This window comes from Microbacterium sp. Soil_C_42, assembly GCF_057656735.1.
On sequence record NZ_JBDGJU010000060.1, the window covers coordinates 1 to 13,251 of the forward strand.

The following is a 13,251-nucleotide window of genomic DNA, read 5'->3' on the forward strand; positions in this document are numbered from 1 at the left end:
CGCCGAAGCCAGTCGCTGACTCGCGACCGCCGCCGCACCGGCGCCGGCGAGCGCCGCCGCGAGGATCGCGGCCGCACCGACGATCCCGACCGCCGCCATCGTCCCCGCCATCAGCCCGTCCCGCGCGCCGGCGCGACGGCGTCGTGGGGCGCGTTCACAGGCCGCCCGCCAACGCGCATCCGGCCGCCGTCACCCGCACTCCGAACAGCGCCGGAGCGGATGCCTCGACGCACACGAGATCCCCCTGAGCGGTGATGTCGACGGATGCCTCCGCCACCGTCGCCGCGACGGCGTCGCGCACGCGCTGCTCGGACTCGCCGCGGGCGCTCAGGCGCGCAGCATCCGCCACCGCGTCCTGCAGCCGCACCTGCCGCGAAGCTCCCGCGAGGATCCCGACCCCGGCGAGCAGGACGAGCGCGACGGCGGGGAGGGCGACCGCGAACTCGGCGACGACCGCACCGCGATCGTCGCCCAGCCGCGGCCGCATCACGCCACCGTGAGCGCGCGTCGCACGAGGTCGGTGAGGATGGTGCGCACCTCATCCGAGCGCATGATGACGACGAGGAGGCCGGCGAAGGCGACCGCTGCCATCGTCGCGATGGCGTACTCGGCGGTCGCGGCGCCGGTATCGCCCTCCCACGTGCGGCCGACGTCGCGCGGTGCGAACAGGCGTTCGGCGCGGCGACGCGTGAGACGGGGCACGACGAGGTCGGTTCGGGACAGGGACATGGGTTCTCCGTTCGATGGATTGATTGGTGGGTGCGGGCACGGTCTGGGCGCGACGACGCGGCGCAGCATCGCGGGATCGGGGACGGACCGTCACAGCGAGACCGACATCGTCGACATGACACTGAGCAGCATGGGCGCGACCCCGAGGAGGAGGAATGCGGGCAGTGTGCACACGCCCAGGGGGATGAGCAGCCGCGAGGAGAGGCGCGCGGCACGAAGCCGGGCCTCGACACGGGCGCGATGCCGGGCGTGCGCGGCGGAAGCCCGCAGCAGTTCGACGGCCGGTACGCCCGCTGTCCGCGACAGCGTGAGCACGGCGTCGACGTCATCGGATCCGCCCGGCGCGTCTCCTTCCGGGTTCGCCGCGGCCGTCCCGGACTCGCCGCCCGGATCGGTGCTCTCGCCCATGGTTCCGACTCGACGTGCGTCCCGGACGACCGCCCGCGCGCGGTCGATGGACACCCCGCCGCTGAGCGCGATCGCCATCAGCTCGGCGTCGAGACCGGGCGCGCGGTCCGGGCTCGCCGCAATGCGCACGAGCCGCTTCGTCCATCGGTGCGCGGCGAGGATGAGCACCGCACCGGCGCCGAGGCATGCCAGCCCCAGAGGGTTCGCGAACAGGGTGCCGAAGGTGTCGAAGCCGAGCGCGGCACCCAATCCCACGGCGACGAGCGGAAGCCAGCTCATGAGCCGGGCCGTGCCCGCGGGCTCGGCGAGGGTGACCCGCACCTCGTCGGCCGCCTCCTGCGCGTCGCGCAGCGCGGCGGCGAGCCCGCGCAGGCACTCGGCGAGCGGTGCCCCCACGACGAGCGCGACCTGGCACGCGACGCCGACCTCCCGCCACGCGCCGGTGCCCACGGTGGCGATCGCCTCGTGCAGCGGCATCCCTCGGTCGATCGCCGAGGAGACGTGCCGTGCCGCCGGGTCGCCGGCGCGAGCGAGATGCTCCCAGGCGCGGGCGGGCGCGACCCCGGCCTGCAGCAGCACCGCCAGCCGCAGCACGGTCTCCGCGATGTCGGCCGACGACGTCGAGGGCCGGGTGGACGCGCGAAAACCGGACAGCACCAGGGCTCGAGGCGACACCGCCGCCGCGGAGGCTGCCCGTGCGCCCTTCGCACCCGCCGCCTGCGTCACCGCCGCCCCCATCTCTCCTCCTCGATGGCAAGACGCCCGTTGCCGTCGACGACGGGGCGACCGACTCCGGCGATGCGTCGCGAGCCATCCGGGTCCCGCTCCACGTGCACGACCAGTCCGATCGCGCTGGCCGCCTGGCGCGCGAGCGAGCGGTCGTCGAGCCCTGCGGGCGCCCCGAGAGCCTCGAGGCGTGCCGGCACGTCGTGGAGTCCGTTCGCGTGCACCGTGCCGGCTCCGCCGTCATGACCGGTGTTCAGCGCCGACAGCAGCTCCCTCACCTCGTCGCCGCGGCACTCCCCGACGACGAGACGGTCGGGGCGCATCCGCAGGGCCTCACGCACCAGGCGAGCGAGCCCGACTCCGCCGGTGCCCTCGATGTTGGGCTGACGCGCCTCGAGGCGCACGTGGTGCGGGTGTGCGATGCGCAGTTCCGCGACATCCTCGATCGTCACGATGCGCTCCTGCGCAGGCGCCTCCGCGAGAAGCGCCGCGAGCAGCGTGGTCTTGCCGGCTCCGGCGGCGCCCGAGACCAGGAGATTCGTGCGCCTGGCGATCGCCTCCCGCAGGCGGTCGCGGACTGCCTCGTCGAACATCCCGGTCTGCTGGAGCTCGTCGAGGGTCGCGGCGCCCAGGCGCGGCACGCGGATCGACAGGACCGTGCCCTCGGGGGCGATCGGCGGCAGCACGGCATGCACGCGGATGCCGTCCTCCAAGCGCACATCCACGCACGGCGACGCGTCGTCGATATGCCTCCCTCCCAGACCGATGAGCGCGACGGCGAGCTCTCGCACCTCTTCTTCCGTGGCGCGCCATTCGCGTGCCGCCTCCACCCCGGCTCCGCGATCGACGAACAGGCCCGCCGCTCCGTTGACGAAGAGATCCGTGATGTCCGGGTCGTCGAGATAGGCGGCGAAGGGTGCGAGGACCGGATGCCGCTCGGCCGGTGCCCGCGGAGGCGGGGGCGCGCACACGTGCGCCGGTTCGCCACCCGGAACTCCGGCCGTGTCGGCACGCCGCGGCACCCATGCCGCGGCGGCGCCCGGCGGAGCCGGCTTACGCGCAGGCGCCGCGATGCGTGGCGCCGTCTCAGCCGTGGCCACGAACATCGTCGGGGCGGAGGACACGGGTCGGGCCGCAGCATCCCATCGGTCCTTCGCAGCGGGCGCGCCCGCAGGCCCGGAACGAGGACGGACGACGAACGGTGCGGACATGCTCCGACGCTACGAAGGCGGTGTCCCACCCCGGCGTACACGACCGGTCATCCGTGGAGAGCCGCGCGACGCCACGGGTTGGGGAGGAGCCGACGAATCGAGAGACCGCTCCCAATGAGGAGAGGCGGCATCCCATGGGGGGAATGGGATGCCGCCAAGCGCGGCCCCGAATTCGGGGGGTGACGTCGGGAGCCGCAATGCCAGAATCGATGTTCGGCCAACGGTCAGCATAGGCGAGGTAGGGGTCCTGACAAAACGAAAAGGAGAGGATTCTCACTGATATATCGGTCGGGATCGATGTATGCGGGGCCACCTACTATCGGGGGTAGTCGGTTCCGGCGGTGGTGGGTACATTTCCTGGCAGAGTCGCCGACACCCCTCGGCCTCGACCCAGCCCGCAAAGGAGCGCGCTCCCATGAGCGAACAGACCCCTGTCACGCAAGCCAGCAGTCAGATCGACCACCTGCTGAACGAGGACCGGCGCTTCGCGCCCACCGCCGAGTTCGCCGACAACGCCATCGCGACGGCGGAGCTGTATGAAGCGGCGAAGGCCGACCGCCTCGGATTCTGGGCCGACCAGGCCCGCGACCTCCACTGGCACAAGCCGTTCACCGAAGTGCTCGACTGGTCGAACCCGCCGTTCGCACAGTGGTTCGCCGACGGCGAGCTGAACGTCGCCTACAACTGCCTCGACCGTCACGTCGAGGCCGGCAACGGCGACCGGGTGGCGCTGCTCTGGGAGGGTGAGCCTGGCGACGAGCGCCGTGTCACCTACGCCGAGCTCACCGACGAGGTCAAGCGCCTCGCCAACGTTCTCGAGGGACTCGGCATCGGCCAGGGGGACCGCGTGGCGATCTACCTGCCGATGATCCCCGAGGCCGTCGCCTCGATGCTCGCGGTCGCACGCATCGGCGCCATCCACTCCGTCGTGTTCGGCGGGTTCTCGGCCGACAGCCTGCGCTCCCGCATCGACGATGCCGGCGCGAAACTCGTGATCACCGCCGACGGCGGTTACCGCAAGGGCAAGGTCTCGCCGCTGAAGCCCGCCGTGGACCTCGCCCTCGCCGACCGCGGCGCAGGGGTGCAGGAGTCCGTCGAGCACGTGCTCGTCGTCAAGCGCGGCGAAAACGAGGTGGACTGGAACGACGGCCGCGACCTCTGGTGGCACGAGGTCGTTCCGCAGGCCTCGGCCGAGCACGAGGCGCACGCCTTCCCCGCCGAGAACCCGCTGTTCATCCTCTACACGTCGGGCACGACCGGAAAGCCCAAGGGCATCCTCCACACGTCCGGCGGCTACCTCACGCAGTCCGCGTTCACCAACAAGGTCGTGCACGACCTCCACCCCGAGACCGACGTCTACTGGTGCACGGCCGACATCGGGTGGATCACCGGGCACAGCTACGTCACATACGGCCCGCTCGCGAACGGCGCGACGCAGGTGCTCTACGAGGGCACGCCGGATGCCCCCCACCCCGGCCGCTGGTGGGAGATCGTGCAGAAGTACGGGGTCACGGTGCTGTACACGGCGCCCACCGCGATCCGCTCGTTCATGAAGCTCGGCCGTGCGATCCCGAAGCAGTTCGACCTGTCATCGCTGCGCCTCCTCGGGTCGGTGGGCGAGCCCATCAACCCCGAGGCGTGGATGTGGTACCGCAAGATCATCGGCGGCAAGACCGCGCCGATCGTCGACACGTGGTGGCAGACCGAGACCGGCTCGATCATGGTCTCGGCGCTGCCGGGCGTCACCGAGACCAAGCCCGGCTCGGCGCAGGTGCCCCTCCCCGGCATCTCGATCGACGTCGTCGACGAGGACGGCACGCACGTCGGCAACGGCAACGGCGGGCTCCTCGTCGTCACGGACCCGTGGCCGTCGATGCTCCGCGGCATCTGGGGCGACCCGGAGCGCTTCGTCGAGACCTACTGGGAGAAGTTCCAGAAGCAGGGCTATTACTTCGCGGGCGACGGCGCGCGCCTCGACGACGACGGCGACGTGTGGCTGCTGGGGCGTGTCGACGACGTCATGAACGTATCGGGTCACCGCCTGTCGACCACCGAGATCGAGTCGGCCCTGGTCGGAAACGAGGCCGTCGCCGAGGCGGCCGTCGTCGGCGCCTCCGACGAGACCACCGGGCAGGCGGTCGTCGCGTTCGTCATCATCAAGCAGTCCTACCTCGACGCGCACTCCCCCGACGGGCTGGCGCAGAACCTGCGCCTGTGGGTCGGCGAGCAGATCGGCCCGATCGCCCGTCCTCGCGACGTCTACATCGTGGGCGAGCTGCCCAAGACCCGCTCCGGCAAGATCATGCGTCGCCTGCTGCGCGACGTCGCCGAGGGCCGAGAGGTCGGCGATACGACCACCCTCGCCGACACGGCGGTCATGTCGGTGATCTCCGCGCAGGTCAAGTAGCGAAGTCCCCCGCTCGTTGAGCGAAGGGCACTCTGGCGCCCGAAGTCGAAACGCCCCTGACCTTGCGCAAGGTCAGGGGCGTTTCGACTCGCTTCGCTCGCTCAACGAGCGGAGAGACCGTCAGGCGTAGGAGAAGACGACCTCGACCTCGACCGGGGCGTCCAGTGGCAGCACCGGCACGCCGACGGCCGAACGGGCGTGCCTGCCGGCGTCGCCGAAGACCTCGCCCAGCAGCTCGCTCGCGCCGTTGATGACGCCGGGCTGGCCGGTGAACTCGGGAACGGATGCCACGAACCCGGTGACCTTGAGGACGCCCGTGAGGCGGTCCACCCCGCCGACGGCGGCCGCGGCGGCGGCGATGGCATTGAGCGCGCTCTGGCGCGCGTAGCCCTTCGCATCGGAGGCGGGCACGAGGCCCTGGCCCTCGCCGACCTTGCCCGTCGCCGGCAGGGAGCCTGCGATCATCGGCAGCTGGCCGGCCGTGTAGACGAGGTCGCCGTGCGCCTTCGCGGGCACATAGGCGGCGACCGGCGGCACGACGTCGGGAAGGTCGATGCCGAGCTCGGCGAGGCGGGCGCTCACACTCATGCTCACGCCTCCTCGAACTGCTTCGCGGCCTGGGCCGCAGCATCCAGTCCCGCGTTCTGCTGACCGCCGCCGGACGGGCGCTTGAAGTAGGCCACCAGACCGCCTTCGGGGCCCTGCACGACCTGCACGAGCTCCCAGCCCTGCTTGCCCCAGTTGTTGAGGATCGCTGCGGTGTTGTGGATCAGAAGGGGCGTGGTGAGGTACTCCCACGTCGTCATCGCGACTCCTCGAGTAGGGGGAAGGGACGGCTGGTGAAGGCTGGGAAACACCCCGGTCAGCTGTGCGTCCTTGATGGATCGCCCAGGTATCTCCCTTACGATCAACCCTATGCCTGATACCAAACGCACGGCCACCGGTGTGCTCGGCGGACTCGCCGGGCTCGTCGGCCTCAGTGCCGCAGCCGGTGTCCTCATTGCGGCGACCGTCACCCCCGCGGTCGCGCTCACGAGCACCGCGGCCGAGCGCGCGATCACGATGTTCGACAATCTCCCGAGCGTCCTCGAGATCGACAAGCTCATGCTCCCGAGCAACTTCTACTACACCGACCCCGCGACGGGGCAGCCGCAGTTGATGACGCAGTTCCTGGAGCAGGACCGCACCCCTGTCAACTTCGACCAGATCAATCCGGTCATGTACGACGCGCTCCTGTCCAGCGAGGACCCGCGCTACTACCAGCACGGCGGCATCGACCTCATCGGAACGACGCGCGCGCTCCTGTCGAACGCCCAGGGCGGCGGCGAGACCCAGGGTGGTTCGTCAGTCAGCCAGCAGTACGTCAAGAACGTGCTGATCCAGAAGTGCGAGCAGAACGCCGAGACGGTCTACGAGACCGACAAGGACGGCAATCGCGTCCTCGACGAGGCGACCGGCCTGGACAAGGTCAAGCTCACCAGCGAGCAGGCGCTTCGCCAGTGCTGGGTCGACGCGACCACGGCCGAGGGCAGCGAGGGCTACAGCCGCAAGCTGCAGGAGATGCGCTACGCCATTGCGCTCGAGCAGAAGTACTCGAAGAACGACATCCTGCTCGGGTACATGAACATCGCGAACTTCGGCGGCATCACCTACGGCATCGAGGCCGCGGCGCGCCACTACTTCAACACCACTGCGGCGAACCTCACCGTCGCGCAGGCGGCGACGCTCGCCGGAATGGTGCAGAACCCGAACAACTACCGCATCGACAGGCCAGGCGGATCGATCTTCGGCTCGGACGGCGCGACCTTCAACAAGGCGCCGGACGGCGTCATAGACGAGGGCGCCAAGCTCGGCGTGCTCGACGCCCTGGTGGCGTCGGGAGAGATCACCGAGGAGCAGAAGCTCGCCGCGGCGGACGGCTACACCTCGACCAAGGTGCGCCAGCTCTACGTGCTGAGCCGCATGCTGGACGACGGCAAGATCACCCGCGAGCAGTACGTCGAGGCCGCCGCATGGCCCATCACACCTGACATCGTCGAGCCGAAGACCGGCTGCGCCAATGCAGGCGGCGCGGCGTACTTCTGCCAGTACGTCAAGTACGTGATCCTCAACGACGCCGCCTTCGGCGAAACCCCCGACGCGCGGCGCGACACGCTCCAGCGCGGTGGGCTGAACGTCTACACCACTCTCGACCCGCGCGTGCAGGCCCCAGCTGAGCAGGCGATGGCCGAGAACGCGCCGACCAGTGCCACCATGCCGACCTCCCCGGACTATGCGCCGGGCCGCTTCGGATCGGCCACGGTGAGCGTCGAGGCGACAACCGGACGAGTCCTCGCGATGGCGCAGAACACGATCTTCAGCGAGGACGCCGCGAACGCCGAGGACTGGAACTACTCGGCCCAGGTCTACGCCGGCGATAAGACGTTCGGCGACTCGTCAGGCTTCAACGCCGGTTCTACCTTCAAGCTCTTCACGCTCCTCGACTGGCTCGAGAAGGGCCACTCCGTCAACGAGACGCTGAACGGTGGAACGCGTGTGTTCAAGCGGATGAAGACCTGCGGACCCGACTGGGTCAATACGACGAACACGGTCGTCAACAACTTCAACAAGCAGCGTGGGTACGTAGGCAACCCCATGCAGTTCACACGGGACTCGCTCAACACCGGCTACTTCGCCATGGCAGAGAAGCTGAATCTCTGCGACATCGGCAATGTCGCGACAAAGATGGGAGTCATCGATACGTTCGACAACGAGCCGGTCGAGTTGAAGACGCTCACAGGAGTAATCGGAGTCACGCCCGTGTCGCCCCTTGCCATGGCGGAGGCCTACGCAACCGTCGCCAACAACGGCGTGTACTGCCAGCCTCAGGTGATCGACCGTGTGACCGACGCGGACGGCAACGAGCTTCCCAAGCCGCAGCGCGCGTGCAACCCGGTGATCGAGCCGCGCGTCGCCGCCACCGCCGCGTACGCACTGCAGGGAGTCATGAACGGCGGCACCGGAGCGGGCGGAAACCCGCGCGACGGTGTTCCGCTCATCGGCAAGACCGGAACCCACGAGTCGATCCAGTCATGGCTCGTGACCTCGAGCACCAAGGTCGCCACGGCAACGTGGGCCGGCAATGTCAACGGTGGCGGCGACATCTTCAAGACGTGGCACAACGGACGCAAGCTGTCTGACATCCGTTACAACATCACGCGATCGGTGCAAAGCGCCGCAAACGATGCGTACGGGGGCGACCAGTTCCCGAAGCCGGATGCGGATCTCACCAAGCAGGTCCTCACCGACCTCCCGAACGTCGTGGGCAAGTCGGTCGACGAAGCGACCAAGATCCTGACCGACGCGGGCTTCGCCGTCGAGGTCGGCGGCCCCGTCGACTCCGATCAGCCGGCCGGCATTGTGGCGGCGCAGAACCCGGGCGCCGGGAAGGTCGCAGGCGGCAGCACCGTCACGATCAACCCGAGCAACGGGGAGGGCATCGCGGTGCCCGATGTGTCGGGCCGCTCGCTCGATGATGCGAAGAAGGCGCTGCGCAGCGCGGGCTTCGGCAACGTCGGCGACGGCACCTGCACCGCCGATGCCAGCCTGGGTGCGCAGACCAAGTCCGGCGCGACGAACCCGGGCGCGGGCTCGGTGGTGAACCGCAACGCGTCGATCACCGTCGACTATGCCGCAGCGGTCTGCGGCGGAGGCGGCGGTGGACGCGGCGGCGGCAACAACGGCGGCGGCAACGGCTAGTGCCGTCCTCAGCAACGCGCACCGCCCTCACCGTGCTCGGCACGGTGGGGGCGGTCGGCGCGGGCGCCGTGGTCTGGGGCGTCGGCATCGAGCGCTACCTCTTCACGGTCCGCTTCCATGAGGTCCCCGTGCTTCCCGCAGGAGCCACGCCCATCCGGGTGCTGCACCTGTCGGACGCGCACATGGCGCCCTGGCAGCGCCGCAAGCAGGAATGGATCGCGGGGCTCGCGGACCTCCAGCCCGACCTGATCGTCAACACCGGTGACAACATGGGCCACTTCGACGGTCTCCGCGGGCTCCGCCGCGCGTACGACCCCCTGCGCGGCGTCCCGGGCGTCTTCGTGCACGGCTCGAACGACCACGCCGCCCCGTCTCCTCGCAACCCGTTCCGGTACTTCACCGGTCCGTCGAAGGTGAAGCACACCGCCGAGCCACTTGATACCGACGCGCTGGACGATTACCTCACCCGCGAGCTCGGCTGGCTGGATCTCAACAACAAGGTCGGATCGTTGGATGTCGGCGGTCTGCGCATCGCCGCCTTCGGCGTGAGCGACGCGCACCGCCATTGGGACCGTCTCGACGAGCTTCCCGAGCCACTGTCCACGCTCCGCGCCGAGCAGTCGGCCGACCTCTCGATCGGCGTGACCCACGCCCCCTATCGCCGTGTGCTCGACGACTTCGTCGATCTGAGGGCCGACGCGATCTTCGGCGGCCACACGCACGGTGGCCAGGTCCGCATCCCCGGCGTCGGCGCCCTCGTCGCCAACTGCGACATCCCGCTTCGTCAGGCCCGCGGGCTGAGCGCGTGGAAGCACGGCGGTCGCTCGGTGCCGCTCAACGTGAGCGCAGGACTCGGCCACTCGATCTACGCGCCGGTGCGCTTCGCCTGCCGCCCCGAGGCCTCACTCCTGACCCTCGTTCCGCGCGCGTAGCGCAGCTCCGCGGGTTCCTCCCCAGGCCCGCATGGCGGCGGGCCGTCCACAGTTCGCCACCCGCGGCCGCCACCACCTGTCCGAGGCGCCGATCCTCGATACATGGCTGCTCCGCGTTCCACACGACCCGCTGATCCCCCCATCCGGAACACGCTCGTCGCCGCGACGATCGTTCACGGCATCGGCCTGCCCGTGCGACTGCGACTGCTTGCGCTCGTGATCGCCCTGGTCATCGGGGTCGTGTCGGCTCCTTTCGTCCCCGACACGACAGACGGTGCCGATCACCGCGACGATCAACGAACCCGCGGATTCGGGCGGCATATGCCGTTCGTACCCGTCAGCGGAGGCGCCGAATGAGCGGGTCTGCGACCGACGACACGGCAGCGCCCATCCGACTTGCTGTCGGTCGACGCACGTCTGCCGTGTTCCTCATCACCACCGCGATCGTGATCGTGATCACCTTCCTCGTGCCGTCCCGCGCCGACGCCGCCGAGCGCGGCACCGGATTCGGAACGTGGGCTCCGGTCTCCGCCTACGGGTGGCACGGCTCGATGCTGGTCGACGGCGTGCACACGTACTGCATCACCCCCGGAGCGCCCGCGCCGACCGGCCAGACCACCGACCACGGAGTCAGCGGGTCGGCCGCCGGGCTGTCGCCGCAGCAGCTCGCCGGAATCAATCTTCTCGTGACCACGTACGGACAGACCGGCGACCCCGTCCAGGCCGCCGCCGTGGCGTGGGCGGTCAAGGCCATCGCGAACCGCGAAGAGACGCTGCATGCCTTCGGCTACCGTGGGGACTCGCTCGCCGGCGCCATCCACTGGACGATGTCCGCGCTGTCCCCGCAGCACGACCGGGCCGTCCAGGAGCGTGCCGTGGCGTACTACGACGAAGCCACACGTGCTGCGGCGGGCCCCTCGACCGCCAGCGGAAACCTCGTGTTCACGACGGATGCCGCCGACCACCGCAACGGTGCCGTCCGGGTCGACACGACCGCCGCAGCGACGGGCACGATCACCCTGACGAACGCGGTCTTCGCGGAGTCGGGTTCGCCGACGCTCGAGAACGCGGCATCGGGGTCGACGTACGCCATCCGCACCGTGCCGCCGGCCGAAGGCCGTCCCTATACCGTGAGCGGAACGGGTCGCTTCGACGCCGGCCTGGCCGCCGCGGTGCGACACTTCACGACGCCGGGCGGCCAGGAGACGGCCGGACCCGCGGGGCATGTTCAGTTCGACGTGTCCGGGGCCGACGCCGCCCCGCGCATCCCGCCGTTCGCCCCGGCCATCTCGACGCAGGTCACGGCGCGCGACGCAGCGGGCGGCCCGTACGTGGACGAGGTCACCTTCACCGCGACCGAGGGCGCGTGGCCGCGCGCCGACGACGGCTCCTACCTGCCGGTGACCGCGAGCGCCATCGTCTACCGCACCGACACCGAGCCCGTCCCCGGGTCGACGATCCCGGGCGACGACGCCATCGTGGGAACGCTGCAGCTCACGACCGACTCCGCGACAGGCCCGGCCGGCACGTACACAGTCAGCTCCTCGTGGGAGATGACCACGTCGGGGTTCTACACCGCCGTGTGGAGCCTGCGTGCGGCCGACCAGATCCCCGCCGTCGTCGCCCACATCGGCGCTGATTTCGCCTGGACCGAACGGTTCGGCGAGCCCTCGCAGGTCGCCGTGATCGCCCCGCCCCCGACGACGCCGACACCCATTCCCCCTCCCGCCGCCGAAGCGCCTCCGGCTCCGGAAGACGCGCCTCTGCCGGAGCTGGCAGCCACCGGCACGGATGCCGCCTCCCTCCGCGGGCCCGCCGCGATCGCCATCGCTCTGCTCAGCCTCGGCGCCGCGATCGTCAGCTCGAGGCGGCCGTGGTCAGCAGCACCCCTGACGATCGGTTAGACTCGGAGGGTTGCAAAACGGGGTGTGGCGCAGCTTGGTAGCGCGCTTCGTTCGGGACGAAGAGGCCGCAGGTTCAAATCCTGTCACCCCGACCACGGAGAGGCTCCGCCGGAAGGCGGAGCCTCTTGCATGAAAGGACGGACGTCATGGACCACAGCATCCCGCCCCTCCTCGTGGCCTTCGATCTCGACGACACGCTCGCTCCTTCGAAGAGCCAGATCGACCCCCGCATCGGCGAACTGCTGATCGCGCTGGCGGAGCGCGTCGAGGTGGCGATCATCTCCGGCGGTCAGCTTCTGCAGTTCACGACGCAGGTCGTCGACCGCCTTCCGGACGCCTCCGCCGACACTCTGGCGCGTCTGCACCTCCTCCCCACCTGCGGCACGCAGTACTACCGTCTCACCGAGGACGAGGTCGTCACCGTCTACAAGCGCTCGCTCACGGACGATCAGAAGTCCCGAGCACTCGCCGCCGTCGAGGGTGAGGCTCGCCGCCTGGGGCTGTGGGAATCCGAGACGTGGGGCGACATCCTCGAGGATCGCGGGTCTCAGATCACCTTCTCGGCGCTCGGCCAGAAGGCCCCCGTCCCCGCGAAGACCGCATGGGATCCCACCGGCGAGAAGAAGAACAGCCTGCGTGCCGCCGTCGCGGCGCTGCTGCCCGATCTCGAGGTGCGCTCCGGCGGCTCGACCTCGGTCGACATCACCGAGCAGGGCATCGACAAGGCCTACGGCATGCGTCAGCTCGCCGAGCAGACCGGCATCTCCCTCGACGACATGCTCTTCGTCGGCGACCGCCTCGACCCCGACGGCAACGACTACCCCGTTCTCGCGATGGGTGTGCGCTGCCATGCGGTCGACGGCTGGGAAGACACCGTGGCCTACCTCGAGCAGCTGATCCCCACGCTTCCCGTCCGCGTCTGACGCGCCATCCGCTCGCCCGTCACCACATGCGGCTCGTGCCGGCACGTCGCGACAGGTGAGGAAAATCCCCGCTGACGAGACTGCTCGCCTGTCGCAACCTGCCGCGGCGAGCGGCACATCGTGACAGGCGAGCAGCCGTCCGAAGCTCAGGCTTTGGCGCGCGGCCCGGCGCTCTTCGCCGCCGGGGCCTTCCCAGGGCGGGATGCTGCCGCTGGGCCCACGCGCCCGGAGGCTCCGGCCGACGCGCCGGCGTCGCCCGGAGCCGGCGTGGGG

At 70.1% G+C, this 13,251-nt stretch carries 12 protein-coding genes and 1 tRNA gene; 7 read left to right on the forward strand and 6 right to left on the reverse strand.

Features of this window, described 5'->3' with window-relative positions; all coding sequences use genetic code 11:
- Positions 1–154: 154 nt before the first annotated feature.
- From AC3A46_RS18775 to AC3A46_RS18790, 4 genes are all read right to left on the reverse strand, one after another.
- Complete coding sequence (locus AC3A46_RS18775; RefSeq protein ID WP_487666587.1) at positions 155–487, reverse strand: TadE family type IV pilus minor pilin; 333 nt, start codon at positions 485–487, stop codon at positions 155–157.
- Entirely contained in the window at positions 487–729 is a 243-nt protein-coding gene (locus AC3A46_RS18780) for a DUF4244 domain-containing protein (protein ID WP_487666588.1), read from the reverse strand. Before AC3A46_RS18780 ends, AC3A46_RS18775 begins: the two co-directional genes overlap by 1 nt.
- Positions 730–819: 90 nt before the next feature.
- A complete protein-coding gene (locus tag AC3A46_RS18785; protein ID WP_487666589.1) occupies positions 820–1,875 on the reverse strand; it encodes a type II secretion system F family protein in 1,056 nt (351 codons plus the stop codon).
- Positions 1,860–3,074, reverse strand: a complete 1,215-nt coding sequence (locus tag AC3A46_RS18790; RefSeq protein ID WP_487666590.1) for a TadA family conjugal transfer-associated ATPase — start codon at positions 3,072–3,074, stop codon at positions 1,860–1,862. Before AC3A46_RS18790 ends, AC3A46_RS18785 begins: the two co-directional genes overlap by 16 nt.
- A gap of 415 nt (positions 3,075–3,489) precedes the next feature.
- Between AC3A46_RS18790 and acs the strand changes: the two genes are divergently transcribed.
- Positions 3,490–5,481, forward strand: a complete 1,992-nt coding sequence (gene acs / locus AC3A46_RS18795; RefSeq protein ID WP_487666591.1) for an acetate--CoA ligase — start codon at positions 3,490–3,492, stop codon at positions 5,479–5,481.
- Between the two features lie 120 nt (positions 5,482–5,601).
- On the opposite strand, the gene AC3A46_RS18800 is transcribed toward acs, so the two are convergent.
- Complete coding sequence (locus tag AC3A46_RS18800) at positions 5,602–6,069, reverse strand: RidA family protein (RefSeq protein WP_487666592.1); 468 nt, start codon at positions 6,067–6,069, stop codon at positions 5,602–5,604.
- A 2-nt stretch (positions 6,070–6,071) separates the two neighbouring features.
- A complete protein-coding gene (gene sp36 / locus AC3A46_RS18805; protein ID WP_045298026.1) occupies positions 6,072–6,287 on the reverse strand; it encodes a Sp36 family protein in 216 nt (71 codons plus the stop codon).
- A gap of 109 nt (positions 6,288–6,396) precedes the next feature.
- Between sp36 and AC3A46_RS18810 the strand changes: the two genes are divergently transcribed.
- The 6 genes from AC3A46_RS18810 (at position 6,397) to AC3A46_RS18835 (ending at position 12,978) form a co-directional block, all read left to right on the forward strand.
- Positions 6,397–9,219: a transglycosylase domain-containing protein gene (locus AC3A46_RS18810; RefSeq protein WP_487666593.1), complete on the forward strand. Its 2,823-nt coding sequence runs from the start codon at positions 6,397–6,399 to the stop codon at positions 9,217–9,219.
- Complete coding sequence (locus AC3A46_RS18815; protein ID WP_487666594.1) at positions 9,219–10,151, forward strand: metallophosphoesterase; 933 nt, start codon at positions 9,219–9,221, stop codon at positions 10,149–10,151. Before AC3A46_RS18810 ends, AC3A46_RS18815 begins: the two co-directional genes overlap by 1 nt.
- A 102-nt stretch (positions 10,152–10,253) precedes the next feature.
- Positions 10,254–10,508, forward strand: a complete 255-nt coding sequence (locus tag AC3A46_RS18820; RefSeq protein ID WP_487666595.1) for a hypothetical protein — start codon at positions 10,254–10,256, stop codon at positions 10,506–10,508.
- A complete protein-coding gene (locus tag AC3A46_RS18825; protein WP_487666596.1) occupies positions 10,505–12,055 on the forward strand; it encodes a hypothetical protein in 1,551 nt (516 codons plus the stop codon). The genes AC3A46_RS18820 and AC3A46_RS18825 overlap by 4 nt, the downstream gene beginning before the upstream one ends.
- A gap of 18 nt (positions 12,056–12,073) precedes the next feature.
- Positions 12,074–12,150, forward strand: a tRNA-Pro gene (locus tag AC3A46_RS18830).
- Positions 12,151–12,201: 51 nt separating this feature from the next.
- Positions 12,202–12,978 carry an HAD-IIB family hydrolase gene (locus AC3A46_RS18835; RefSeq protein ID WP_487666597.1) on the forward strand — a complete coding sequence of 259 codons (777 nt, stop codon included), beginning with the start codon at positions 12,202–12,204 and terminating at the stop codon, positions 12,976–12,978.
- Positions 12,979–13,251 lie beyond the last annotated feature (273 nt).

Coding starts and splice junctions, on each gene's coding strand:
- AC3A46_RS18780 (WP_487666588.1), bottom strand. CDS start 729: ATGTCCCTGTCCCGAACCGACCTCGTCGTGCCCCGTCTCACGCGTCGC.
- AC3A46_RS18825 (WP_487666596.1), top strand. CDS start 10,505: ATGAGCGGGTCTGCGACCGACGACACGGCAGCGCCCATCCGACTTGCT.
- AC3A46_RS18775 (WP_487666587.1), bottom strand. CDS start 487: ATGCGGCCGCGGCTGGGCGACGATCGCGGTGCGGTCGTCGCCGAGTTC.
- AC3A46_RS18800 (WP_487666592.1), bottom strand. CDS start 6,069: ATGAGTGTGAGCGCCCGCCTCGCCGAGCTCGGCATCGACCTTCCCGAC.
- AC3A46_RS18835 (WP_487666597.1), top strand. CDS start 12,202: ATGGACCACAGCATCCCGCCCCTCCTCGTGGCCTTCGATCTCGACGAC.
- sp36 (WP_045298026.1), bottom strand. CDS start 6,287: ATGACGACGTGGGAGTACCTCACCACGCCCCTTCTGATCCACAACACC.
- AC3A46_RS18785 (WP_487666589.1), bottom strand. CDS start 1,875: ATGGGGGCGGCGGTGACGCAGGCGGCGGGTGCGAAGGGCGCACGGGCA.
- acs (WP_487666591.1), top strand. CDS start 3,490: ATGAGCGAACAGACCCCTGTCACGCAAGCCAGCAGTCAGATCGACCAC.
- AC3A46_RS18790 (WP_487666590.1), bottom strand. CDS start 3,074: ATGTCCGCACCGTTCGTCGTCCGTCCTCGTTCCGGGCCTGCGGGCGCG.
- AC3A46_RS18810 (WP_487666593.1), top strand. CDS start 6,397: ATGCCTGATACCAAACGCACGGCCACCGGTGTGCTCGGCGGACTCGCC.
- AC3A46_RS18820 (WP_487666595.1), top strand. CDS start 10,254: ATGGCTGCTCCGCGTTCCACACGACCCGCTGATCCCCCCATCCGGAAC.